The organism is Streptomyces collinus, assembly GCF_031348265.1.
Lineage (GTDB): Bacteria > Actinomycetota > Actinomycetes > Streptomycetales > Streptomycetaceae > Streptomyces > Streptomyces collinus.
The window spans coordinates 8,435,186-8,457,852 of the sequence record NZ_CP133771.1 but is presented as its reverse complement, the minus strand read 5'-3'; the positions used below and the strand labels follow the sequence as shown (position 1 = coordinate 8,457,852).

22 protein-coding genes and 3 pseudogenes are annotated in these 22,667 nt (G+C 70.2%); 11 read left to right on the top strand and 14 right to left on the bottom strand.

Annotated features, from left to right (window positions below; all coding sequences use genetic code 11):
- Positions 1-98 precede the first annotated feature (98 nt).
- The 3 genes from RFN52_RS38145 to RFN52_RS38135 all read right to left on the bottom strand — a co-directional run bounded on the left by RFN52_RS38145 (position 99) and on the right by RFN52_RS38135 (position 3,077).
- A complete protein-coding gene (locus RFN52_RS38145) occupies positions 99-1,160 on the bottom strand; it encodes a tartrate dehydrogenase (protein WP_184853477.1) in 1,062 nt (353 codons plus the stop codon).
- 73 nt (positions 1,161-1,233) lie between these two features.
- Positions 1,234-2,118, bottom strand: a complete 885-nt coding sequence (locus RFN52_RS38140) for a LysR family transcriptional regulator (protein WP_184853476.1) — start codon at positions 2,116-2,118, stop codon at positions 1,234-1,236.
- Positions 2,119-2,369: 251 nt separating this feature from the next.
- Entirely contained in the window at positions 2,370-3,077 is a 708-nt protein-coding gene (locus RFN52_RS38135; protein ID WP_184853475.1) for a GNAT family N-acetyltransferase, read from the bottom strand.
- A gap of 454 nt (positions 3,078-3,531) precedes the next feature.
- Here RFN52_RS38135 and RFN52_RS38130 point away from each other — a divergent pair.
- A pseudogene (locus tag RFN52_RS38130) lies at positions 3,532-3,645 on the top strand (transposase); the annotation flags it as partial.
- A gap of 245 nt (positions 3,646-3,890) precedes the next feature.
- Here the strand turns inward: RFN52_RS38130 and RFN52_RS38125 are convergent.
- From RFN52_RS38125 to RFN52_RS38115, 3 genes are all read right to left on the bottom strand, one after another.
- Positions 3,891-4,031, bottom strand: coding sequence for a hypothetical protein (locus RFN52_RS38125; RefSeq protein ID WP_311241162.1), 141 nt, complete (start codon positions 4,029-4,031; stop codon positions 3,891-3,893).
- Positions 4,032-4,309: 278 nt separating this feature from the next.
- The gene (locus tag RFN52_RS38120) at positions 4,310-4,486 is read right to left on the bottom strand and encodes a hypothetical protein (protein ID WP_184854238.1); all 177 of its coding nucleotides are present in this window, start codon (positions 4,484-4,486) and stop codon (positions 4,310-4,312) included.
- A 91-nt stretch (positions 4,487-4,577) separates the two neighbouring features.
- Complete coding sequence (locus tag RFN52_RS38115) at positions 4,578-6,599, bottom strand: cell wall-binding repeat-containing protein (RefSeq protein WP_184853473.1); 2,022 nt, start codon at positions 6,597-6,599, stop codon at positions 4,578-4,580.
- A gap of 544 nt (positions 6,600-7,143) precedes the next feature.
- Between RFN52_RS38115 and RFN52_RS38110 the strand changes: the two genes are divergently transcribed.
- Positions 7,144-7,380, top strand: a complete 237-nt coding sequence (locus tag RFN52_RS38110) for a hypothetical protein (RefSeq protein WP_311241161.1) — start codon at positions 7,144-7,146, stop codon at positions 7,378-7,380.
- Between the two features lie 74 nt (positions 7,381-7,454).
- Positions 7,455-7,811 (top strand): ribosomal maturation YjgA family protein, encoded by a 357-nt coding sequence (locus RFN52_RS38105; RefSeq protein WP_311241257.1) that lies wholly within the window; start codon positions 7,455-7,457, stop codon positions 7,809-7,811.
- Between the two features lie 240 nt (positions 7,812-8,051).
- On the opposite strand, the gene RFN52_RS38100 is transcribed toward RFN52_RS38105, so the two are convergent.
- The 3 genes and pseudogenes from RFN52_RS38100 to RFN52_RS38090 form a co-directional block, all read right to left on the bottom strand.
- A complete protein-coding gene (locus RFN52_RS38100) occupies positions 8,052-8,588 on the bottom strand; it encodes a dihydrofolate reductase family protein (RefSeq protein WP_184853471.1) in 537 nt (178 codons plus the stop codon).
- 129 nt (positions 8,589-8,717) lie between these two features.
- Positions 8,718-8,960, bottom strand: coding sequence for a bacteriocin immunity protein (locus RFN52_RS38095; protein ID WP_374050201.1), 243 nt, complete (start codon positions 8,958-8,960; stop codon positions 8,718-8,720).
- A 126-nt stretch (positions 8,961-9,086) separates the two neighbouring features.
- A pseudogene (locus RFN52_RS38090) lies at positions 9,087-9,215 on the bottom strand (mycothiol transferase); the annotation flags it as partial.
- Positions 9,216-9,317: 102 nt separating this feature from the next.
- Between RFN52_RS38090 and RFN52_RS38085 the strand changes: the two are divergent.
- Positions 9,318-11,219, top strand: a complete 1,902-nt coding sequence (locus RFN52_RS38085; RefSeq protein ID WP_374050200.1) for a rhamnogalacturonan lyase — start codon at positions 9,318-9,320, stop codon at positions 11,217-11,219.
- A gap of 21 nt (positions 11,220-11,240) precedes the next feature.
- On the opposite strand, the gene RFN52_RS38080 is transcribed toward RFN52_RS38085, so the two are convergent.
- On the bottom strand, positions 11,241-11,723 hold the full coding sequence (locus tag RFN52_RS38080) for a MarR family winged helix-turn-helix transcriptional regulator (protein ID WP_184853470.1): 483 nt from the start codon (positions 11,721-11,723) through the stop codon (positions 11,241-11,243).
- Positions 11,724-11,862: 139 nt separating this feature from the next.
- Here RFN52_RS38080 and RFN52_RS38075 point away from each other — a divergent pair, with 139 nt between their 5' ends.
- Positions 11,863-13,224, top strand: a complete 1,362-nt coding sequence (locus RFN52_RS38075) for a pyridoxal phosphate-dependent decarboxylase family protein (protein WP_184853469.1) — start codon at positions 11,863-11,865, stop codon at positions 13,222-13,224.
- Positions 13,225-13,251: 27 nt separating this feature from the next.
- On the opposite strand, the gene folE is transcribed toward RFN52_RS38075, so the two are convergent.
- Both folE and RFN52_RS38065 read right to left on the bottom strand, forming a co-directional pair.
- Positions 13,252-13,908: a GTP cyclohydrolase I FolE gene (gene folE, locus RFN52_RS38070; RefSeq protein WP_184853468.1), complete on the bottom strand. Its 657-nt coding sequence runs from the start codon at positions 13,906-13,908 to the stop codon at positions 13,252-13,254.
- Positions 13,909-14,003: 95 nt separating this feature from the next.
- A complete protein-coding gene (locus tag RFN52_RS38065) occupies positions 14,004-14,552 on the bottom strand; it encodes a DUF2231 domain-containing protein (RefSeq protein ID WP_184853467.1) in 549 nt (182 codons plus the stop codon).
- Positions 14,553-14,672: 120 nt separating this feature from the next.
- Between RFN52_RS38065 and RFN52_RS38060 the strand changes: the two genes are divergently transcribed.
- The 5 genes and pseudogenes from RFN52_RS38060 (at position 14,673) to RFN52_RS38040 (ending at position 19,515) form a co-directional block, all read left to right on the top strand.
- Entirely contained in the window at positions 14,673-15,428 is a 756-nt protein-coding gene (locus RFN52_RS38060) for a helix-turn-helix transcriptional regulator (RefSeq protein WP_311241160.1), read from the top strand.
- Positions 15,429-15,584: 156 nt separating this feature from the next.
- Positions 15,585-16,528, top strand: a pseudogene (locus RFN52_RS38055) (MIP/aquaporin family protein).
- A gap of 127 nt (positions 16,529-16,655) precedes the next feature.
- On the top strand, positions 16,656-17,054 hold the full coding sequence (locus RFN52_RS38050) for a cupin domain-containing protein (RefSeq protein WP_184853466.1): 399 nt from the start codon (positions 16,656-16,658) through the stop codon (positions 17,052-17,054).
- A gap of 240 nt (positions 17,055-17,294) precedes the next feature.
- Positions 17,295-18,671 carry a glycoside hydrolase family 43 protein gene (locus tag RFN52_RS38045; RefSeq protein WP_184853465.1) on the top strand — a complete coding sequence of 459 codons (1,377 nt, stop codon included), beginning with the start codon at positions 17,295-17,297 and terminating at the stop codon, positions 18,669-18,671.
- Between the two features lie 103 nt (positions 18,672-18,774).
- Complete coding sequence (locus tag RFN52_RS38040) at positions 18,775-19,515, top strand: SDR family NAD(P)-dependent oxidoreductase (protein WP_184853464.1); 741 nt, start codon at positions 18,775-18,777, stop codon at positions 19,513-19,515.
- Between the two features lie 16 nt (positions 19,516-19,531).
- On the opposite strand, the gene RFN52_RS38035 is transcribed toward RFN52_RS38040, so the two are convergent.
- Positions 19,532-21,064 carry a glycoside hydrolase family 43 protein gene (locus tag RFN52_RS38035; RefSeq protein ID WP_311241159.1) on the bottom strand — a complete coding sequence of 511 codons (1,533 nt, stop codon included), beginning with the start codon at positions 21,062-21,064 and terminating at the stop codon, positions 19,532-19,534.
- A 231-nt stretch (positions 21,065-21,295) separates the two neighbouring features.
- Between RFN52_RS38035 and ppk2 the strand changes: the two genes are divergently transcribed.
- Positions 21,296-22,252, top strand: a complete 957-nt coding sequence (gene ppk2, locus RFN52_RS38030) for a polyphosphate kinase 2 (RefSeq protein ID WP_184853462.1) — start codon at positions 21,296-21,298, stop codon at positions 22,250-22,252.
- A gap of 45 nt (positions 22,253-22,297) precedes the next feature.
- Here the strand turns inward: ppk2 and RFN52_RS38025 are convergent, their stop codons facing one another.
- A complete protein-coding gene (locus RFN52_RS38025) occupies positions 22,298-22,660 on the bottom strand; it encodes a hypothetical protein (RefSeq protein WP_184853461.1) in 363 nt (120 codons plus the stop codon).
- Positions 22,661-22,667: the final 7 nt, after the last annotated feature.

Sequence of the window (22,667 nt, the reverse complement as noted above, 5' to 3'; positions counted from 1 at the left end):
CTGGAGTTCGGTCCCCCTGGGAGTGGCGCTCACTATCAGTCCGGGAAACCCGCAGGTCAACCCATGCTGTGAGCCACCTTGAGACAGATAGAGACGGCTCAGAGGAACTCGATCAGCCCGTCGGTGAACTCGGCGGTGGTCGCAGTTCCGCCCAGGTCGCGGGTGCGGACATCGCTCTTGGCCAGGACCGAGGCGATCGCGTCCGTGATGTCCCTGGCCGCGGCGGGATGGCCGAGGTGGTCGAGCATCATGGCCGCGGACCAGATCGCGCCCAGCGGGTTGGCGATGCCCTGGCCCGCGATGTCGGGCGCGGAACCGTGCACCGGCTCGAACATCGAGGGGAAGTCCCGCTCGGGGTTGAGGTTGGCCGCCGGGGCGATGCCGATGGATCCGGCGACGGCGGCCGCGAGGTCGCTGAGGATGTCGCCGAAGAGGTTGGAGGCGACGACGACGTCGAAACGGGCCGGCTCGAGGACGAACTTGGCCGCGAGCGCGTCGATGTGCTCCTGGTCCCAGGCCACCTCCGGGAACGAAGCGGCCCGCTCGGTGACGAGCTGGTCCCAGAACGGCATGGTGTGCACGATGCCGTTCGACTTGGTCGCTGAGGTCAGGCGGCCGCCGCGCCTGGAGGCGAGCGTGAAGGCGTAGTCCAGCAGGCGTGAGACGCCGGCCCGGGTGAACACGGCCTCCTGCACGGCGATCTCGTCCGGGAAGCCTCTGTTGAGCCGGCCGCCGACCTCGCTGTACTCGCCCTCCATGTTCTCCCGCACGACGACGAAATCGACCTCGCCCGGCCGTGCGCCGAGCACCGGACTGTCGACGCCCTCGAAGACACGGATGGGCCGGAGGTTGACGTACTGGCGGAAGCTGCGCCGGATCGGGATCAGCAGCCCCCACAGCGAGACATGGTCGGGCACCCCCGGGTATCCCACCGCGCCCAGCAGGATCGCGTCCTTGTCACGCAGCTGGTCGATCCCGTCGGCGGGCATCATGGCGCCCTCCCGCAGGTACCGCTCGCACGACCAGTCGTCGTACGACGTGTAGGACAGGCTGAAGCCGTGGCGGCGGCCGAGCACATCGAGCACCTGCCGTGCCGGGGGCAGTACCTCGGCGCCGATGCCGTCGCCCGGGATCAGGGCAATGCGGTGGTTCGTCGTCATGGCGTCGATTGCAGCAGGGTGGTCCGTGGGGCGTCCAAGACGCAAAGCGGATCTCCCTTATAAGTGGTACCTATCAGCTGTCGGCGGCCGAGGTCGCGGCCGTGACGAACGCTGCGGCTGCGGGCGAGAGGCTGCCGCGGCGGGCGACGAGGGCGATGTCCAAGGTGTTCTCCGGCTCGATGTCCAGGACCCGGGCGCCCAGCCGCCCGGCGAGGTCCCGCCAGGATTCCGTGACCACCGCCAGCCCCACCCCGGCCAGCACCAGAGGCATCAGCGACACCCGGTGCTCGGTCTCGACGGCGACGGCGAACTCGATGCCCTGCTCCCGCAACGCGTCGACGTAGGCACGCATCCCGGTACCCGACTGCCCGACGATCAGCCGCTGTCCCGCAAGCTCCCGGAACTCCACCGCCGTCCGGCCGGCGAACGGGCCGTCGGCAGGCACCACCAGCACGAAACGCTGCCGCCCCAGCGCATACGAGACGACCTCCTTCTCGGAAAGAGGACCAGCGGAAGCCAGAAGCCCCAACTCCACCGCCCCCGTACGCACCATGTCGATCACATCGCGCGACGTGAACGCCGCATTGATCGCCACAGAGACACCGGGATAACGGCGGCTGAAGGCACTCACCAAGCTCGTCAGCGGCTCCACCGCCTGCGACGGCATCGACGCCACGTCCAGGCGCCCCTCACGCAGCTCGTGCACCGCAGCGACACTCGCCCGCGCCGTCTCCAGACTCCGCACGGCCTCCCGGGCAGGCTCGATCAGGGCTCTTCCGGCATCCGTCAGGACTGCCCTGCGCCCGATGCGATGGAACAGCTCCGAGCCGAGATCACGCTCCAGTGCCCGCACGGCCTGCGACAGCGACGGCTGCGACACGTACAGAGCAGAGGCCGCACGGTTGAACCCTCCGCGATCGACAATCGCAAGGAAGTATTCCAGCTGCCGAATGTCCATACGCGCCCTCTGTCCCTCAGGAAACCAACTGACGACTCGACCGGTTCCGACCATGGTTGCGTGAAGGATCGGTTCGACGAAGTACGGACTTGCTTTGAACGTGATCCTGCTCACCGAAACACGGTCACGGCTGCGTCGGTGATCGTGACGGATGGAAAGGGGCCTTGTTCAGCGCAGGAGCGAGGCAGGTCGCGGGGGCGTGTGCCGCGTCCGGCCTGGACGGGGAGGGCGGTGCGTGCCGGTCCGATGCGTCACGGGGTGCGAAAGCCACGGAACGTCACGTGCTTGCGCGTCTCGAAGCCGAGCCGTTCGTACAGCGCGAGCGCCCCGCTGTTCTCCTCGGCCACGTGCAGGAAGGGGCGATCACCCCTTGCCACGACGCGTGCGATGTGGGCGCGCAGCAGGCGGACGGCGTGCCCCCGGCCGCGTGCCTCGGGGGCGGTGCAGACGGCGCTGATCTCGGTCCACCCGGGAGGCTTCAGCCGCTCCCCCACCATCGCCACCAGCTTTCCGCCTTCGCGGATTCCGAGGTAGCTGCCGAGTTCGTGCGTGCGGGGCCAGAACGGCCCCGGCCGGGTGCGTTCGATGAGGTCCAGCATCTCGGGCACGCTCTCGGCGCCGAGTTCGACGATGCCGGAGTCGGTCTCGGCACCTGACGGATCCGGGCCGGTGTGGCCGGCCCAGATCATCTGCCGGCCTTCCAGGACGAAGACGGGCTCCCAGTCCGGCGGCGGAACGGCCGGACAGCTGAACATGTCGGCGAACTCGCCCGGCCCCAGCAGCTTGGCCAGGTCGGCCCATGCTTGCGCGTCCGGCTCGGCGGGCACCGCGGAGAAGGTCGCGACCCCGGGCTCGTAGGTGGCGGCGGCACCGAGGCGGCGGGCGAGATGTGCGTGGTGCCCGCGGAGGGACTGGCCCACCGGGTCGTCGAGTGCGTCGGCGTCGCTGAGCCCCGTCATCGTGCTGCGTCTTCCCTGCCGTCGGTCGGTGCCGGCCGGACATGAGGCCGGCGGCGTGTTGAGATGCCGCTGGCCATGCTAGGGCCTGTCTGACAAATGATCACCGAGTGTGTAGGTGCTCGGTTCAATTGCCTTGCCGTCCTGGCACCGGCCGGTGATTCTGGGCGGGTGCCAGGACAGGGGAAGAGAAGGCGGCGGCAGGAGGACGCGCGGCAGCGGCTTGCTGCGCGCGCTGCGCCAGACGTAGGGCAGTGGGAAGTGGTCGTTGAGACTCGGGACCAGGCGGAGATGCGTACGCGGTTGCGCCGTCTTCAAGAGGCGGGAGTCGACGGTTCGATGATCCGGATCGACACGCTGTGCGGGCGCCTGGGGCTGCCGACCACCTACCGGTTGAGCCGCTTCGTAATCGACCCCGCTCGGGAGTTCGAGCTCGAGCACTCCGATCATTGATCTTGTGGCAGGCCGAGGTGAACTGACGGATGCGGCGTGGGAGCGAATAGAGACCCTGTTGCCGCGGGTGGACGGACGCGGTCGTCCGTGGCGTGATCACCGGCAGGTGGTCAACGGGGAAGTGTGACCGTGCGGGTGGGGAAACACGTGACGCTGATCATGTAGATCGTCGGGAGATGCTGACCGCTGACACGGGCCCGATGCGGACACCTGGAACTGCCGGGCGACGGCCGCGGGCGCGGTTCCTGTCGTCGTGGGCCGTCTGCGCGGTGGACACCGCCTCATATGCCGCAGGTTCTACCGTCACATCCCCTTCGCCAGGAGGTCGGCCCCGCGCTGCTCGACGGGCGGGGCAGCGGCACGTCACGTCCCCGGCCGGCGGAACACCAGGCGGCAGTGGTCCTTGTCCAGGACGTCGCCTGCGGGCAGCAAGTCGTCGGGCGTGCCGGCTGGGTGGGCGGTCAGCGCGGGATCGGCGTGCTTGTCGTTGTCGTCGGCTCGCACGTGGCGGTCCCAGGCCCGGACCGTGGCCGCCAGCCGCTCGGCGAGCTTGGCCCTGCTCGCCGTAGGCGTGAACGACCCCCTCTTCCGACTGAACCATTCAACTCGGGGCTGATGCGGGTGACGATCACTTGGCGTGCAGCAGGTACCGGGCGGAGTGTCGCAGGCCGGGCATGAGACGTCGCGGACCTGCTCGCGGGTCAGCTCCTCGAGGACGCTCTCACGGCTGGTGTCGGGCATCGACCGCGTGACCTGCTGTCCGTCCGCTGGCTCACGTCACGTCAGATGCTCGCCGTCTCACTGTCGGGGGTCCGCGGCTGTGCGGTCCGGGTCTCCTTCTTCAGAGCCGTCGCCAGCTCCACCCCTTGGGCGATGTGCTCCTGATGGGGCAGCTTGCGCACCAGAGCACAGCGCTGCCGACCGGTCAGGCTCGGGTCGGCGGCCTCGCGGATGAGCATGTCGGCCCGGGTGCGCTGGCAGCATCGTCCGAGCGGCCGCGACGAAGGGCCCCGACCGGTTGACCGGTCGGGGCCCTGAAGTCCGCGCGGGCTACTTCGTGGCGGTCACCCGCAGTGGCGCGAGATCCGGGCTCGGCGCGGACCCGGTTCCGCCGGACAGCGGCTGCGCGGTCGTGGTCTGCGGCGCCACGCCCTTGTAGTAGGGCGTGTAGATGTAGTGGGTGCCCACGCCGATCGCCGCACCGATCTTGGGGAGGACGGAGGCGTCGACCGATCCCGAGCCGCCGAAGACGGCCACGTGGTACATGCTCGACGACATCCGCATCAGGTACCGCTTGGTGTCGTACGACAGCGAGGTGACGTCGGTCCACAGCAGCGGTCCATGCGTGGCCATCGCCGAGGACGCGGAGACACCGCCCCGCCAGCTCCCCGCGGAGGCCACGGCGGCGTTCGACGGCAGAGACCACCACAGGTCGGCGAGCTGCATGGCGTTCGACTGCGGGGTGGAGCCGGCGACCCGGTAGTAGCTGTACGAGCCGGGCCAGTTCGGCATCTTCCCGGCCTTGTACGCCTTGGTCAGCGCCGACTCGGCGTCGGTCCCCACCGTGATGATCTTCGTCGTGCCGGGACTGTACTTGTTGAGGTACCCGTAGACCGACGCGGTCATGGTCGAACCGTCGGTCAGCAGGACGGTCGCGGTACCGGCGGAGCCCATGGAACCGGCGGCGGAACTCGCCGCGAGGGCGTTGTGGTAGTCGGTGCCGGTGGCGAGGAAGACGTACTTCGGCGTGCTGGTGATGGCCTTGGCCACGGCCACCGAGGTCGAGTAGCGCGAGACGTCGGACAGCCGCTTGGCCACGTACCCGAGCGAGGTCACCTTGGACGCCACCGCGCTGCTGAGGATCTTGGTGCCGCCGACGAGGTATACCGTCCTGCCCTTGGGCAGCATGCGCTTGAGCTCCGTCTGCACCGAGGAGTCCAGGCCCGTCCCGGAGGTCATCAGCACCGGCCCCCGCTTCTTGCCGGCCAGCGATGTCGCGGTGGTGGCGTAGGCCGCGTCGGACTTGCTGATGAGCACCGCCGCGTTCGCGTTCGGCAGACTGGTTGCGCCGGCGCCGACCGTGTTCCAGGTCCACTTGGACGACGCGATGTTGGTGTCGTAGGTGTCGGAGCCGTAGACCCGGGAGATCGCGTTGTCCCTGAGCGGCTGCCAGGCCACGTCGGTGCCGGTGCCCTGGGGCACCTGCGTCTGCGTGCCCGCGCCGAGGTCGTGGATCCACACCTGGGGTCCGCTGGGGACGTCGGGGTCGCCGGAGACGAAAACGTCGTACGCGATCCGGTTGCCCTGCGGCGACCAGGCGGGCCGATGGTGGTCCACGGCGTCGGTGGTGAGCTGGGTGAGCCCGGTGCCGTCGGTGTTGACCTTGAAGAGCTGCCTGTGCCCGTCGACCGACCGTGTGAAGGCCACCGACCGGCCGTCCGGGGAGATGCTCGGGTCCTTCGCGCTGTCGGCCAGCTTGGTGAACGCCCCGGAGCGTCCGTTGTAGACCCAGACGGCAGGGGCGCCCGCGGTCCCGCAGCTCGTGCCCGTGCGCACGAAGGCCAGCATGCCGTTCACCGCGCCGCTGGGCTCGGAGTCGCAGCCGTCGACATCGGTGCCGAACAGGGCCTTCGGTGTGCGGGTGCCGTCGGCCGCGGTCAGCCGCAGCCGGCCGCCGGCCGTGAAGACGATGTCGCCGCCGCCGTACCAGAAGGTCGGATCGGCAGGATGCCAGCCACTGCCCGACGGCATGGCGATGTCGACGCCGGTGTCCGCGGAGTCGGCCCATGCCGTGCGGATGTGGTCGTCGTAGTGGTTCACGAAGGCGACCTGGCTGCCGTCGGCGGACCAGGCGCCCTGGTCTCCGGTCGGGTGGAACTGGGACCACGATGACCCGTCGGAACGGACGAACGCCATCTGACCGCCGACGTCCGTGTAGAGCAACTTCCCGTCGGTGGCCGGCCAGTTGCCGGGAACGGCGGCGGACGGCCCGGGAAGCACGGCGATGAGGCCCGCCGCGAGCGCGGTGGCAGTGGTGAGCGCCGCGGATCTGCGGCGCGTACGCAGGTTCAATGTGCCCCCACAGTGAATGGATGGCTGCCGATCCCCTCCCCCAAGGCGAATGGACGGCTTCACGTTCGTCCGCACGACAGCGGCGAAACAATAGCCGCAGGTCACAACCTCTGTGAAGGCAGGGGCTCCGGCTTTGCCCGCCGACGATCAAGCGGCCCGGAACCTGCGGTCGGCCAGCGGTGTGTGTCGCCACCTCGCAGGTCGCACCGGGCGGTGTCCCGGGCCCGTCCGTGCGGTGGGGGCATGAAGACGTCCTCCGCCTCCGAGCCGGTGCTGGTGCCCATCCGGGGCCCGGGGACCAGGAGGTCTCGCCCGTCTGTGGTCCCGGCGCAAGGCGCCCGACGGCTGGAGGTACGAGGTTGGCCTACCGGCGTACCGCGACGGCCCCTGCGGACTCGGTGAAGCCTGCCGAGTACCGGGTCTGGGGTCCGCGCTCCGGACCACGTGCGGCCCGTGGAAGGCGTCTCGTACAGCGCCGTGCCCACACCGAGTACCTGAAGCCGCCCCCGCCCGTGATCACCTGAAGCGATGACGCGGCGTGGCGATGCGCACCGACAAGCTCGCACTGGCTACCGGCACGGCCCTGATCCTGACAGAACGCAGCCACCATGGCGCATGGCGAAGGCCTCAAGGTCTACGGCGAGCGGCGATGCCTGCGGAGAACGTCGACCAGGATGCCAACGCCCTGGACGCGCAGACTGCGAAAGGGTTCCGCTCGCTGCATCCGGCATGTTGTGTGCTCCACTGCGAACCCCCGCCGTCCGGCAATATGACATTGTGACCCTGATCCCCAAAACGTACGACGGCGCCGCAGACCCACTCCGGATCCGACTGGCAGCTGCCGGGGCCGCGGTGATGACCGTCGGCATGGGATTGGGGCTCAGGGCCGTGGCGGCAGGGAACGTGGCCAAGTACGGTGGAGACGCGCTGTACACGATCTTGCTGCTCACTCTTGTCGTTCTGGTGAGGCCACGGGTCACGCCCCTGCGGGCCGCCGCAAGCGCGCTGACCGTCAGTTGGGCAGTCGAGTTTCTACAGCTCAGCCAGGTACCCGCAGAACTCTCCCAGCGCAGCACCCTCGTCCGCCTCATGCTCGGTTCCACCTTCAATCCACCGGACCTGTTCTGGTACACGGTCGGGGCGGCAGCGGGCTGGCTCAGCCACACCGCAGTGCGTTCCTTCCCCACAGGCCGAGGTACCAGGGACGGTTGAGGCCAACCTCCTAGGGAGCGTATCCAGTTGTGATCAATCGGCGGTTTCACTCCGGTAGCGGGGCGGGCTCCGGTAGATCGTCATGCATGACGCAGGTGCAACTGACGGTTACCGAATGAGAGTTCAGCGGACCGTACCTGCCGACAGGTGAATACAGCCGACACCCCGAGCGGCTGCGTGCGCGAAGCTCTCCGCGCGGCCGGAGCCGGTGATCAGCACTGCTAGTAGTTGCGACCGTGCCTACTTGCGCACGTGGAAACGCAGCATGGTGACCCCGCCCGACTGGACGTTGCTGAACGGTTCCAGGTCGATCCGGTGGAGGCCCGGCGGCGCGAAGCGGACGCCGTCGCCGAGCAGCACCGGCAGCACGTACACCAGGATCTCGTCGACGAGGCCGCGCTGCAGGCACTGGGCGGCCACGTCGGCGCCGAGGATCTCCAGGTTCTTGTCGCCGGCGGCGCGGCGTGCCTTGGCCACGGCTTCCTCGATGTCGCAGGTGAGGAAGGTGACGTTGGGGTCCGGCTCGTCGGGCGGGCGGTGGGTGAGGACGAACTGCGCCCCTCCCTCGTAGTCGGCGTTCTCGTCGGACATGCGCTTGCCGACCTCGTACGTGCCCCGGCCGATGAGCATGGCGCCTGTGGCCGCCATGACCTCCGGGAACGTCTCCGACGTCATGTGCTCGAAGATCCAGTCCATCGTGTGGCCGGGACCGGCGATGAACCCATCGAGGGACATCACCCTGTTCACGACCACTTTGCCGGTGCTCGCATCCGTCATGCGTCTTCTCCAAGCAGGTGGAGGGCCGGGATCGCATGATAGGTCGGTGAGCAACATCTTCTCCGACGGTAGCCACGACCTGGACCTGTCTAGTGGTGCCTACATCGGCACCCTGGGAGCCGGCCGGTACTAGGTCGAAGGGCCGAGGCGAACCAGCCGATACGCCAGGACCTGATCGACCACCTCATCAGCCGAAAGGTCCCGTTCCGGCGGCCAGAAGATCAAGTCACTGACGTGACCGTAGCGGCATGCCAGGGCTCTGCCGAGCCTGTCCAGCCATCCAGCCACCTCGTCATCTGAGGCGCAGTCCGCATCCATGATGCGCTGCACGAGCGCGACTGCCTCCGCGCGGCTCATCTTCACTGCACTCACCGGCCCCCTCCACCACAACCACCGTAATGGGACCAGTGATCGCCCGGACACGACCAAGTGCGGTGACCGCCGGGGCCGGCGGGCGGGGCGGGTGCGATGGAGAGCCGGTCCCGGCTTCACCGGCGCGATCGCTGCGTCGATGCGCTCGCGGAGCAGTTCGGCGTGGCCGTTGTGACGGGCGTACTCCTCGCTCATGTGGATGAGTACCAAGCGCAGCGACACAGGCACCGGGGAAAACCACGGACCCGAACAGGTCCGAACAGCAGACTGGACAGAATCCTTGACGAGGCATCAGCTCGTTCTTACGCTCCCACCCCATGGGAGCGTTCCCATACCCCCCACGCCCCGGAGGCCACCGTGACCGATCCGTACCGGCGTCCCCGCACCGCCCCACGATCCCGGCGATCGCCCTTCCGGCCGGGCGGCCGCTTCATCGGCTGCGTCTCCGCCGCCGCACTGGCCGTCTCCGCACTCGTCGCACTGCCGCAGACCGCGAGCGCGGCGACCGCCCGGCAGGTCGAGAAGCTCGACCGCGGACTGACCAGTGTGCACACCGGCAGCGGAAACCTGGTGGCCTGGCGGTGGCTGGCGACCGACCCGAACGACGTGTCGTTCAACGTCTACCGCGGCGGCACCAGACTCAACTCCTCCCCCGTCACCGCCTCGACGAACTACTTCGACGCGGGCGGCGCGGCCTCGGCCGACTACACGGTGCGCGCCGTGGTCAACGGCACCGAGCAGGCCGCGTCCCCGCCCGCGGTCCAGTTCCGCACGGGATACAAGGACGTGCCGGTCTCCCCGCCCGCGGGCGGTACCGCTCCGGGCAACTCGGCCTACACCTACGACGCCAACGACGCCTCCGTCGGCGACCTCGACGGCGACGGTGTCCTGGACCTCGTCCTCAAGTGGCAGCCCACCAACGCCAAGGACAACTCCCAGTCCGGCTACACCGGCAACACCATCGTCGACGGCATCAAGCTCGACGGCACCCGGCTGTGGCGCATCGACCTGGGCCGCAACATCCGCTCCGGCGCCCACTACACGCAGTTCCAGGTCTACGACTACGACGGCGACGGCAAGGCCGAGGTCGCCATGAAGACCGCCGACGGCACCCGCGACGGCACCGGCGCGGCCATCGGCAGTTCCTCCGCCGACCACCGCAACTCCAGCGGCTACGTCCTGTCCGGGCCCGAGTACCTGACGATGTTCAACGGCCAGACGGGCAAGGCGATGCAGAGCGTCGACTACGCCCCGGGCCGCGGCACCGTCTCCTCCTGGGGCGACAGCTACGGCAACCGCGTCGACCGCTTCCTCGCCGGCACCGCCTACCTGGACGGCGCCCGCCCCTCCTTGATCATGGCGCGCGGCTACTACACCCGCACGGTGATAGCCGCCTGGGACTGGCGGGGCGGCGCCTTCACCCGCCGCTGGACCTTCGACACCACCTCCTCCACCAACAGCGGCAAGGGCTACGACGGCCAGGGCAACCACAGTCTCTCCGTCGCCGACGTCGACGCCGACGGCAGGGACGAGATCGTCTACGGTGCGATGACGGTGGACGACAACGGCAGCGGGCTGTGGACCACCCGGTTCGGCCACGGCGACGCCGGCCACGTCGGCGACCTCAACCCCGGCCGCGCGGGCCTGGAGTACTTCAAGGTCTCCGAGGACTCCGGCAAGCCCGGTTCCTGGATGGCCGACGCCCGGACGGGCCAGATCCTGTGGCAGACGGCGTCGGGCTCCGACAACGGCCGTGGCGTCGCCGCCGACGTCTACGCCGGCAGCGCGGGCGCGGAGGCGTGGTCCGCCGCCGACACCACCCTGCGCTCGGCCACCGGCGCCTCCCTGGGCCGGGAGCCCTCCAGCATCAACTTCCTGTCCTGGTGGGACGGCGACCCCGTCCGCGAGCTCCTCGACGGCACCCGCATCGACAAGTACGGCACGTCCGGCGACACCCGGCTGCTGACCGGCTCCGGCGTCGCCTCCAACAACGGCACCAAGTCCACGCCGGTCCTGTCCGGCGACATCCTCGGCGACTGGCGCGAGGAGGTGATCTGGCGCACGAGTGACAACAAGGCGCTGCGCATCTACTCCACGCCGAACCAGACCAGCACGAAGATCACCACTCTGCTCCACGACACCCAGTACCGCACGGCGCTCGCCTGGCAGAACACGGCCTACAACCAGCCCCCGCACCCGAGCTTCTTCATCGGAGGCAACATGCCGACGGCTCCCCGGACCGCGGTCTACACCCCCTGATCCAGGGGCCCTTCCGCGCTGTCAGGTGTCGCGCAGCGCCTTGTCGATCTCGCCCAGCGCGTGGGTCAGTCGTGCGTAGTCGGCGCGGGCCACCGGCGCCACGAAGTACCGCTCGACGACCTGCGCGTGCACGGCGGCAGCACGGAGGAACACCGCCCGACCGTGATCGGTCGCCTCGACCAGGACGCTTCGGCGGTCTCCGGGAGCCGGCCCGCGCCGCACCAGGCCCGCTCCCTCCATGCGGTCGATCAGGCGGGTGATGCCGCTGCTGGTGAGGGTGAGGTCGTCGGCGAGCCGGCGTTGCGAGATCTCCTCGTCCGGGCGGCGGCACAGCCGGATGAGGACCTCGAACATCGTGTGGCTGACCTCGCACTCCCGGCGCAGGACGGTGTCGATCCGCTGTTCCAGGCGGGTGGCGGCCTTGATCAGCAGCCCGAAGTCCTGCACGAGCCTGCTGCCGGCGGCGCGGGCCGCATCGTCGTTCTCTCGGTTCGCGGGGTTCACCCGGCCGACTTTACTGCCTCTTCACCTACTGCTTCTTCACCTACTGCCGTCTCAATTGCTGAGCAATCAATTGCTGAGCAGTCAACAATTGCCTAAGGTGGACACCCATCACCCACCACGTCGGCAGAGAGGGAGATCAGTGGACCTGCAGCACTGGCTCGGCCGGGCCAACGACGCGATACAGCAGTGGGCCGACACTTTCGGCCCCTACGAGCAGCACCCGTCCCTCTTCGTCGACGACGACCGCTTCGCCGTCGCCTTCGAGGAGCTCACCGGAAGACTGAAGGAGAACTACCCCTTCTTCCATCCGCGCTACGCGGGGCAGATGCTCAAGCCCCCGCACCCGGCGGCGGTCGTCGGCCACCTCGCGACGATGCTGATCAACCCCAACAACCACGCCCTGGACGGCGGCCCGGCCACCGCCCGCATGGAACGCGAGGCCGTCGCCCAGCTGGCCGCGATGTTCGGCTACGACACCCACCTCGGCCACCTCACCACCAGCGGCACGATCGCCAATCTCGAAGCCCTCTTCGTCGCCCGCGAACTCCACCCCGGCCGCGGCATCGCCTACAGCGCCGACGCGCACTACACCCACGGACGTATGTGCCACGTCCTGGGCATGAAGGGGTACCCCGTCCCGACCGACGACCGCGGCCGGATCAGCATCGACGCGCTCGAGGGCATCCTGCGGACGGGAGAAGTGGGCACGGTCGTGCTCACCGCGGGCACCACGGGCCTCGGAGCCGTCGACCCGGTCCACTCCGCCCTCGCTCTGCGGGACCGCTACGGGGTCCGGCTCCATGTCGACGCGGCCTACGGCGGGTTCTTCACCCTGCTCGCCGGCGCCGACGGCCCGGAAGGACTCCCGGCGGAGCCCTGGCGGGCGATCGCCCGGTGCGACTCGATCGTCGTCGATCCGCACAAGCACGGGCTCCAGCCCTACGGCTGCGGTGCCGTCCTCTTCCGCGACCCCGAGGTGGGCCGCTTCTACCTCCATGACTCGCCCTACACCTACTTCACGTCCAGCGAGCTGCACCTCGGCGAGATCAGCCTCGAATGCTCCCGCGCCGGCGCCTCGGCCGCCGCCCTGTGGCTCACCTTCCAGGTCCTCCCGCCCACCCCCGACGGGCTCGGCCGCGTCCTCGGCGCCGGCCGCCGGGCCGCCCTGCACTGGGCCGACCTGATCACCGCCTCGGACGCCCTGGAGCTTTACCAGCGGCCCGAGTTGGACATCGTCGGCTACTTCCCCTCGGTGGAGCCCGCGACCCTCAGCGGTGTCGACGCGGCATCGGCGCGCGTCCTGGCCGACGGGATGGCGGGAGGCGATCCCGTGTTCCTGAGCACCCTCAAGGCCGGCCGCGACGCCTTCACCGCACGCCACCCGGAGGTCACCGCCGACGCCGAGGGCGCCCGTATCCTGCGCAGCGTCCTGATGAAGCCGGAGTCCGAGGACCACGTGCAGCGCCTGCACGACCGGGTCGCGCGCCTCGCCCGGCCATGATCCCCGGTCCCGTGCGCCGCTCCGCCGTCAGGAGGTCACACGTGTCAGGGCGAGGAACTCGCTGCGGGAGCGGGCGTCGGAGCGCAGGAGGCCGAGCAGGGTGGAGGTCAGGGTGTCGGAGCCGGTGGCCTGCACGCCGCGCAGCGTCATGCAGGAGTGCTCCGCCTCGATGACCACGCCGACACCCTTGGGCTCCAGCTGCGTCTGCAACCACTCGGCGACCTGCTTGGTCAGGCGTTCCTGAACCTGGGGGCGGCAGGCGAAGTGCTCGACAACGCGCGCCAGCTTGGACAGGCCCAGGATGCGGGCCCCGGGCAGGTAGCCGACGTGTGCGACGCCGACCACCGGCAGCAGATGGTGCTCGCAGACGGTCCGGACGGGGATGCGCCGGGCGAGGACGAGTTCGTCGTAGCCCTCGTCGTTGGGGAAGGTGGTCAGGTCGAAGGGGCGGGGGCTGAAGAGTTCGGCGTATGCGCGGGCCATCCGGCCGGGGGTGCCGCGCAGGCTCTCCGAGGCCGTGTCGACACCGAGGGCGTCGAGGAAGCGGCCCGCCGCGGCCTCCGCGGCGGCCAGGTCGATCCCGTCGGACTCGTGGACCACCCGCAGGGCGGGCCGCGCGGGCGCTGTCGCCTCCTGGTCGAGCAGGTCGCTCCGGAGAGAGGTCTGGGCGGGGAAATCGGTCATGTCAGCAGTCTCCGATGCCGAGGACGGTGAGTAGGACGGGAGGAGGGTGACCGGGGCGAGCACGCCCGGCCTCCAGGGCGGATGCGCCGGACGGGTCACCCGGAGGGGCGGGAGCGGCTCGCGCCGCGGCCGGGTGTGTACCCCTCGGCCTGGGTGTTCTCGTCGGCGACGCGGACGCCGTAGCGGTACGCGAGCTTGCCGCCCAGGTATCCCGAGAGGCCCAGGACTGCCACGCTCACGGCGGACAGGACGAGTTGGCCGACGCCGACCCTGCCGCCGCCGGTGTGGTCGCCGTAGCGCCACAGGAAGTTCACCACGTAGGCGCCGGTGACCAGGAGGTTCAGCGTCATGTGGACCAGGGCGGTACGGAAGGCCGGGGTCGCTCGGGGAACGGCGAACAGGTCGAGGAATCCGGTCAGGGCCGCCACCAGGGCACCGATCACGCCGACCGCGATCAACCACTGCGAGGCCTGGGTCAGGAAGCCCGGACTGCTGACGACGTGGGAGGCGATGTCGAACACCAGGCCGGTGACCCAGGCCCCGATCGGCACGGTCACCAGGATCGGGTGGAACGGATGGCCGTACGGCCCGGCGAGCGGGGCGCTGACGGGGCGCTTCGCCTGAAGTTGTGGCTCTGTGACCATGAGGACCTCCAGGAGTTTCACCAACAAGTGTTTCCTTTATTCCGGGCGAACGTCAAGTGCTGCAGAACAGAGCACTGAAAGAGCTCTCGCTCCCATGCTGGTCGGAGTTAAAGTTGTCCTGTGGCTTCCGATCCGCCCGCGCAGGCCGACCCGGCCGACAGCGCCATCGACTCCGTCAGCGTCCTGAGCGAGGACTCGCGCCGGCGCATGTTCGCCTTCATCCGGCGTGCCCGCCGCGCCGTCACCCGCGACGAGGCCGCCGCCAGTGTCGGCATCTCCCGCAAACTCGCCGCCTTCCACCTCGACAAGCTGGTCGACGCGGGCCTGCTGCGCGCCCGCTACGAAACGCCGGGCGGCACCCGCAAGGTCGGCAGGCAGCCGAAGATGTACGAGCCCACCGACGCCCAGATCACCGTGAACATCCCCGACCGGCGCCACGAGCTCCTGGCGGACCTGCTCCTGGACGCGGTGCTCACCGAGCGGGCCGGCGAGAACGCCGCGCAGGCGGCGATGCGCGCCGCGCAGGAGCGCGGCCGGCAGGTGGGCGAGGCCGCACGGCACGAGACCCGCCCGGGACGGCTGGGCCCCGAGCGCGGACTGACCACCTGCGAGCGCCTGCTGGACCAGTACGGTTACGAGCCCGTGCGGGAGGCCCCGACCCGGCTCCGGCTGCGCAACTGCCCCTTCCATCCGCTGGCCGCGAGGGCTCCGGACCTGGTGTGCGGCATGAACCACGCGTTCCTCAGCGGCTACCTCGGCGGCCTTGAGGTCAACGGCGTATGCGCGGTGCTGGCGCCGGAACCGGGGGAATGCTGCGTCCGGCTGGGCACGGGCGAGGCCGAGGCCGCCGAGGGTGAGACGCCAGGGGGCCGGTGAGGATCGCCGTCGCCGCGCACCGGCAACGGTTCGTCCGGCAGGCCGGGCGAGCCGGCCCGGGGCGGGTCTCCTGCGATTGCCGCGCCGTTATGCGCCGCGTTACGACATGACTACCGTGCGTCAGCCGGGATCGTGGCGACTCCTGGGAGAGATCACATGGCAGTGGAGATCAGGCCTCTGGTGAAACCCTCACGGCTCAGGCGTCGCGCAGGCTTGGCGGGCGAGTGCCTGGCGGAGCTCCTCGGGACGTTCGTCCTCATCGCCTTCGGATGCGGTGTGGTGGCGATGGCGGTGGCGGCACTGCCGGGTTCGGGGCGCACCGAGGGACCCACCGTCTTCTTCCTCGGCGCCGGGGACTGACTGCTGATCACCTGGGGCTGGGCCATGGCCGTGATCCTCGGCATCTACGTGGCCGGCGGCGTCAGCGGGGCGCACATCAACCCGGCGGTCACCCTGGCCTTCGCCGTGCGCCGGAAGTTCCCCTGGGTCAAGGTCGTGCCCTACTGGGTGTCCCAGGTGCTCGGAGCCCTGGCCGGGGCGGCACTGGTCTACGCCGTGTACCACGACGCCATCAACGCCTTCGACGAGCCATGGAGGGGCCCAAGACGAACGGGCACACCCTCGCGTCGTTCTCCATCTTCGCCACGTTCCCGGCGCCGTACTTCAACGGCGGTGTGTGGGGCCCGCTGGTCGACCAGATCGTCGGCACCGCCTTCCTGGTCATGCTGGTGGTGGCGATCATCGACCTGCGCAACACGGCCGTGAAGGCCAACCTCGGCCCGCTGGTGATCGGCTTCGTCGTGGCCGCCATCGGCATGTCCTTCGGGGCGAACGCGGGGTACGCCATCAACCCGGCCCGCGACTTCGGCCCGCGGCTGTTCACCTGGATGGCGGGATGGGAGGACCTCGCGTTTCCGGGCAGCCTGGCCGGGGCGTTCAGCGACTACTGGTGGATCCCGATCGTCGGGCCCCTGGTGGGCGGTGTGATCGGCGTGCTGGTGTACGACCTGTTCATCGGGGACGTACTGCACGCCCGCGCGCAGCAGGGCGAGGCGCCGGAGCCCGGGCGGACGCGCCCCACCACGTCCGACGAGGAGTGACCGGGCACCGGCCCGGGCGAGGACCGGTGCTAGATTCCTCGGGGCATCCGCCCGTGCGCGGTGCGGATCGCCTGCCGGACAGGTGAACCGGCCCAGGGCAGGCCCGAATCGGACGGTGGCACGATCCATGACTGACCCGGAGGGGTTCCCCGGCGCGGCCGACGCTCCCGTTCCGCGAATCCTGGGCAACACCGACTCGCTCGCCGCGAGCGCCCCGGGATCGGCCGGCGCCCTGTGGCGTCTCGCCGAGCCCGGCCGCCAACTGGACGCCAACCTCATCCGCGTCCCGCCCCTGGGGTCCATCGACACCCACGCCGAACCAGACCTCGACGTCCTCCTGCTCGTCGTCACCGGCGACGGCACGCTCGGCGCCGCGGACGGCCCGCACCCGGTGGAGCCCGGCAGCCTCGTCTGGCTGCCGCACGGCAGCGTCCGCAACGTGATCGCGGGCGAGAGCGGCCTGACATACGTGACGGTCCACCGCCGCCGGCCCGGCATGCAGATCCAGGGGCGCCCCCGCCCGTAACAGCCTCATAGGGCACGAAGCGAGCGGTCGCAGACCCCGCGTTCACGGCAGGGCGAGCACGAGTATTGACGGTGGCGCTGCGGCGGCCCTACGGTCCCATCCGGCAACACGAACATCGTTCGGTATATCGATCGAGTGCGGTGAAGCGCAGCCCCTCCCGAAGCTGAACAGGGGACCGGCCCTCCCCGACTCCGCCCGGCAGAGCGGCAGTCCGGCACCCTCGCCTCCTTGGAGACCAAGATGAGCGCAAACCCCCACCTCTCCCGCCGCGGGCTCCTCGGCATGAGCGCCGCCGTGCCGCTCGCCCTGGCCCTCGGCAGCGGCACCGCGCACGCCGCCGACTCGGCGTACGCGATGGTCTACTTCACCGAGTCGACCAAACTCGGCGACGGCACCGACTACGGCCTGCACCTCGCCATCAGCCCCGACGGGCTCAACTGGACTCCGCTGAACCAGAACAACGCCCTGGTCACCCCCACGGCCGGGGCGCTCGGGCTGCGGGACCCCTTCCTGATGCGCAAGCAGGACGGCACCTTCGTCGTGCTCGCCACCGACCTCAAGGGCACCGACTGGAACTACAACAGCCAGTACATCCACGTCTGGGACTCGGCCGACCTCCGTACCTTCACCGGCTACCGGCGGCTGAAGCTGCACGACATGGCCACCCACAGCTGGGCTCCCGAGGCGTTCTGGGACGCGGGCCGGCGGCAGTACGCGGTGATCTACTCCTCGGTCAACTCCAGCGGCCACAACGTGATCATGGTCAACTACACGACCGACTTCGTGACCGCCTCCGCCCCGCAGGTGTTCTTCGACCCCGGCTACGACGTGATCGACGGCGACATGGCCGTCGGCGTGAACGGCTACAACTACCTCTACTTCAAGAAGAACCAGACGCTGGTGGGCGCCAGATCCACCACCCTGAACCCGGGCAGCTTCACCGAGTTCGGCACCGGCGTGGCGCACGGCGGCACCGAGGCGCCGACCGTGGTGAAGTCGCTGACCTCCGGCACCTGGTGGCTGTGGGGCGACACCTACACGCCCAACGGTGTGTTCTACGCCTGGCAGTCCACCAGCCTCGCCTCCGGCACCTGGGCGGCCCTCGACCAGCGGACGTACACGCAGCCGGTCAACTCCAAGCACTGCGGCATCGCGACGATCACCACGGCCGAGTACGACAACCTGCTCGCGAAGTGGGGCGCGCCGGCCTGGAACCGGCTCAAGTCCTACAACTTCCCGTCCCGTTACGTCCGCCACGCCGACTACCTGGGCCGTATCGACGCGTACCCGATCGAGCCGTACAAGGACTCCCTGTGGACCCTGGTCCCGGGGCTCGCCGACAGCTCCGGGGTCTCCTTCCGGTCCGTCAACCACCCCACCCGCTACCTGCGGCACTACAACTACGCGCTGCGCCTCGACGTCGACGACAACACGTCGACGTTCGCCGCGGACGCGACCTTCCACCGCACGGCGGGCCTGGCGGACGCCACCTGGTCCTCGTTCCGGTCGCACAACAACCCGACCCGCTACATCCGCCACGCCGACTACGCTCTGCGCATCGACCCGGTCTCCACGACGACCGACCGGCAGGACGCGACCTTCCGCGTCGGCTACTGAGAGCCGGCGTTCGACCGGCCACGTCGGGTGCCCGGGCCCAACAGCCGTGTGATCCGGTGCGTGTCTCCTCGCGGGGCGCGATCCGGCGGAAGGAGGCAGTCTCATGCGAGGAGCACGGAGCCGGATCCTGGTGACCGGGTCCGCGGACGGGCTGGGGCGGGCCGCGGCTCAGGCGCTGCTAGCCGCGGGGCACGACGTGGTGGTGCACGCCCGGAACCAGGAGCGGGCGGCGGCGCTCGGCCGGTTCGCCGACCGCGGGGCACAGATCGTGGTGGGCGACCTCGCCGAGCGTGACGCCGTGCGGCGGGTCGCCGAGGAGCTGGAGGCATCGCCGCCGCTCGACGCCGTCATCCACAATGCCGGAGTGTGGAGCGGACGGGCGGTCATGCCCGTCAACATCGTCGCGCCCTATCTGCTGACCGCCCTGCTGCGCGGGCCGCGCCGGCTGGTGTACCTGAGCAGCAACTCGCACCTCGGCGGGGACCCGTCGTCGCTGGAAGGAGTCGACTGGCGGGGCGGGAGCCCCGGGTCGTACGCCGACAGCAAGCTCTTCGTGACGACCCTGGCGACCGCGGTGGCCCGGCTGCGCCCCGGAGTGCTGAGCAACGCCGTGGACCCCGGCTGGGTACCGACGAGGATGGGCGGGCCGAGCGCGCCGGACGACCTGGAGCTCGGCCACCAGACGCAGGAGTGGCTGGCGTCGAGCGACGACCCGGAGGCCCTGACCGCCGGCGGGTACTGGTACCACGGCCGGCGGTTGCAGCCGCATCGCGCCGTTCACGACGAGGCGTTCCAGGACCGCCTCGTGCGGGCCCTGGCCGAGGAGACGGGCACCGCCCTCTGAGCGGCCGGGCCCGTCCTCAGTCCGCGGAGCCCGTCCGGTCCGGCCCGTCGGGGCCGGTCGGCTCGTAGTCGAACCAGTCGAAGTGGACGGTGCCCGCAGCGGCGTACATGCCGATGACACGGCCGGTGAAACCGCCGGCGACCTCGGTGGACAGGTACCGGCCGTCCAGCGCGGCGAGTTCGGTGAAGGCGCCCTGCGGGTCCTCGAAGCCGAGGGAGACGGTGTCCGGCCCCTGGCGGGCGTCACTGACCTGCCCGGTGACCGCCGTCCCGATCCTCAGCACCACCGGGCCCGCGGCCGTCGCACGGGAGGCCACCTGCGAGCGGAACGGGCCGACGCGCGTCAGGACCCGCACCTCGCCCGGCGTCACCTCGATCTCGTAGTGATGCTCCTCGTCGAGACGGACGGCCAGGCCTCCGCGCCCCTCCGCCGGGTCCACCAGCACCCGCGCGCGGCACGAGACATGCTGCTGGCGGCGGCCCACGAAGGTGACCTCGGGGTCGTCGAGCGACTCGCCCGCCGCGCGGAGGCTCAGCCAGCCGGCCCGTTCCTTCGTGGTGCAGTTCTCCGCGGGCCGGGAGCGCAACGAGATCCAGGCGGGGGCGAGTTCACCGGATTCGAAGTCGTCCCGGACCGGCGGGGCCGCGGGCTCCCGCAGCGGCCACGGGGGCGGAACCAGGACGGTGGAGAGTTCTCCCACCACCGGCCAGCCCTCGGACCAGGTCACCGGCACCAGGAAGGTCTCGCGGCCCAGTACGTGCCAGCCCGGCGTGCCGCCGTGCGGCCGGACGCCGAGCAGGACCATCCACCACGAGCCGTCCGGGCCCTCCACCAGGTCGGCGTGGCCGGTGTTCTGGATGGGGTGGTCGGTGCCCCGGTGGGTCAGGACCGGGTTGGCGGGGCAGGGCTCGAAGGGGCCCTGCGGGCTGCGTCCGCGGGCGATCGAGACGCCGTGGCACCGCTCGGTGCCGCCCTCGGCGATGAGCAGGTACCAGTAGTCGCCGATGTGGTACAGGTGCGGCGCCTCGGGTGCCTTGGCGCCGGGGGCGCCGGACCAGAGAGGTCGCCGTTCGCCGAACGTCTCCCCCGTGCGGGGATCGATGCGGATCTGCCCGACCCCGGCGGTGGTGCACCAGCAGGTGCCGTCGTCGTCCCAGGCGAGGTCGGGGTCGATGCCGTGCACGCCGGGCAGCGGGATCGGGTCGGACCAGGGTCCGGCCGGGTCGGTGGTCGTGAACAGCAGGTTCCCGTCGCCGCTCACGTTCGTGACGATCAGCCAGAAACGCCCGTCGTGGTGGCGCAGGGTCGGGGCGTAGATGCCGCCGGAGGAGGGTGTGCCGGGCGGCAGGCGCAGCTGGCCCGGCCGGTCGAGCGCGTTGCCGATCTGGGTCCAGTGCACCAGGTCCCGGCTGTGGAATACCGGTACGCCGGGGAAGTACTCGAAGCTGGAGCACGCGAGGTAGTAGTCCTCGCCGGCCCGGCAGATGCTCGGATCCGGATGGAAGCCGGGGATCACGGGGTTGGTGACGGGGGAGCTGGTGCGGGGCATGCTCGACACCCTCATCGGGTCCTTTCGCCGGGAACTGGTCTTCCACAAAAGGCCGTGCGTCAGCGCGGTCGGCTCGTCACGCGGTATGAGCGAGACGGCGACCGGTAGGAGGCTACGCCGTCCACGACGGTGTGGCACCGGCGTCCGGCCGCGAGCTCACATGGGACGGGCCAGGCGGGGCACACGTGAGACCGTTGACCTGCGGGTGCGAGCCGAACGGGGAGTCGAGTGATGAGCGCCGAAGACGCGGACAAGCTGCTGGACGGGCTGACCGTCGACACCAGCAGAAGAGAGCAGCCGATCGTCCTGGACGGGGACGGACGCCCCATCCGGACGTGGCGGGAGAACTACCCCTACGACCGCAAGGTGAGCCGCAAGGAGTACGAGCGGACCAAGCGCATCCTGCAGATAGAGATGCTCAAGCTGCAGCGGTGGGTCAAGGACACCGGTGCCCGCGTGGTCGTCGTGTGCGAGGGGCGTGACGCGGCGGGCAAGGGCGGCACGATCCAGCGGTTCACCGAGCGGCTCAACCCGCGCGGCGCCCGCGTGGTCGCCCTGGACAAGCCCACCGAGCGCGAGGTGGGCCAGTGGTACTTCCAGCGCTACATCGCGCATCTGCCGACGGCCGGGGAGATCGTCTTCTTCGACCGCTCCTGGTACAACCGGGCCGGCGTGGAACGGGTGATGGGCTACTGCTCCAAGGACGAGTACGAGCTGTTCCTCGACCAGTGCCCGGCCTTCGAGCGGATGCTGGTGGACGACGGCGTCCTGCTGGTGAAGTTCTGGTTCTCCGTGTCGCGCTCCGAGCAGCGCACGCGCTTCGCGATCCGGCAGGTCGACCCGGTGCGCCAGTGGAAGCTCTCCCCCACCGACCTGGCCTCCCTGGACCTCTGGGACGACTACACCGAGGCGAAGGTGGACATGTTCCGGGCCACCGACACCGCCCACGCCCCCTGGACCGTCGTCAAGAGCAACGACAAGCGGCGCGCCCGGCTGGAGACCATGCGCAGTCTGCTGTCGCGCGTGGACTACGCCAGCAAGGACCGGCAGGCGGTCGGCACACCCGATCCCCTCATCGTCGGCGCCGCGGACACCCTGCTGGAGCCGGGCGAGGAGGATTCGGCGCTGTCGCCCACCCCGCTGTCGCCCGGCGTGCACGGGCCCGGCACGCACCCCGAGAGCGACTGACGCTCCCGGGCCCCTGCCGCAGCTGCGAGGGGGCCCGGGCCCGCGTCATCGCCGGGCGGCCGCGCGCGTTTCCGTGCGGTGGTCGTAGTACGCCCAGACGCTCACCGCGGCCACGGCGGTGAGCGCGACGGTCAGGACCCGCACGGCGCCACCGGTCAGGTAGGCGACGAGGCCGGTGAGCCCCGCTCCGGACAGCATGATCAGGCGGCTGACGAAGCGGTTCTCGGGAGGCTGGGGGTCCTCCCGGTCCTTGAGGTCGTGCAGGGCGTCATGGGCCGGATGCGTGGAACCGCGCCGGGCACGGGCGCGGTACGCCAGTGCGTAGCTGATCAGTGCATACAGCGCGACAGCGCCCAGGACCCAGAGCCAGAGGTAGGGGTCGTCACTCGACCCGCGTGCCAGGTACACGACGCTT

What these genes read in the sequence shown, in the direction of transcription:
- folE (WP_184853468.1), bottom strand. Translation starts at nt 13,908, where the DNA reads ATGACCGATTTCCCCGCCCAGACCTCTCTCCGGAGCGACCTGCTCGAC.
- RFN52_RS38040 (WP_184853464.1), top strand. Translation starts at nt 18,775, where the DNA reads ATGCGAGGAGCACGGAGCCGGATCCTGGTGACCGGGTCCGCGGACGGG.
- RFN52_RS38045 (WP_184853465.1), top strand. Translation starts at nt 17,295, where the DNA reads ATGAGCGCAAACCCCCACCTCTCCCGCCGCGGGCTCCTCGGCATGAGC.
- RFN52_RS38110 (WP_311241161.1), top strand. Translation starts at nt 7,144, where the DNA reads ATGCGCACCGACAAGCTCGCACTGGCTACCGGCACGGCCCTGATCCTG.
- RFN52_RS38105 (WP_311241257.1), top strand. Translation starts at nt 7,455, where the DNA reads ATGACCGTCGGCATGGGATTGGGGCTCAGGGCCGTGGCGGCAGGGAAC.
- RFN52_RS38140 (WP_184853476.1), bottom strand. Translation starts at nt 2,118, where the DNA reads ATGGACATTCGGCAGCTGGAATACTTCCTTGCGATTGTCGATCGCGGA.
- RFN52_RS38050 (WP_184853466.1), top strand. Translation starts at nt 16,656, where the DNA reads ATGACTGACCCGGAGGGGTTCCCCGGCGCGGCCGACGCTCCCGTTCCG.
- RFN52_RS38135 (WP_184853475.1), bottom strand. Translation starts at nt 3,077, where the DNA reads ATGACGGGGCTCAGCGACGCCGACGCACTCGACGACCCGGTGGGCCAG.
- ppk2 (WP_184853462.1), top strand. Translation starts at nt 21,296, where the DNA reads ATGAGCGCCGAAGACGCGGACAAGCTGCTGGACGGGCTGACCGTCGAC.
- RFN52_RS38120 (WP_184854238.1), bottom strand. Translation starts at nt 4,486, where the DNA reads ATGCTCATCCGCGAGGCCGCCGACCCGAGCCTGACCGGTCGGCAGCGC.
- RFN52_RS38100 (WP_184853471.1), bottom strand. Translation starts at nt 8,588, where the DNA reads ATGACGGATGCGAGCACCGGCAAAGTGGTCGTGAACAGGGTGATGTCC.
- RFN52_RS38145 (WP_184853477.1), bottom strand. Translation starts at nt 1,160, where the DNA reads ATGACGACGAACCACCGCATTGCCCTGATCCCGGGCGACGGCATCGGC.
- RFN52_RS38035 (WP_311241159.1), bottom strand. Translation starts at nt 21,064, where the DNA reads ATGCCCCGCACCAGCTCCCCCGTCACCAACCCCGTGATCCCCGGCTTC.
- RFN52_RS38065 (WP_184853467.1), bottom strand. Translation starts at nt 14,552, where the DNA reads ATGGTCACAGAGCCACAACTTCAGGCGAAGCGCCCCGTCAGCGCCCCG.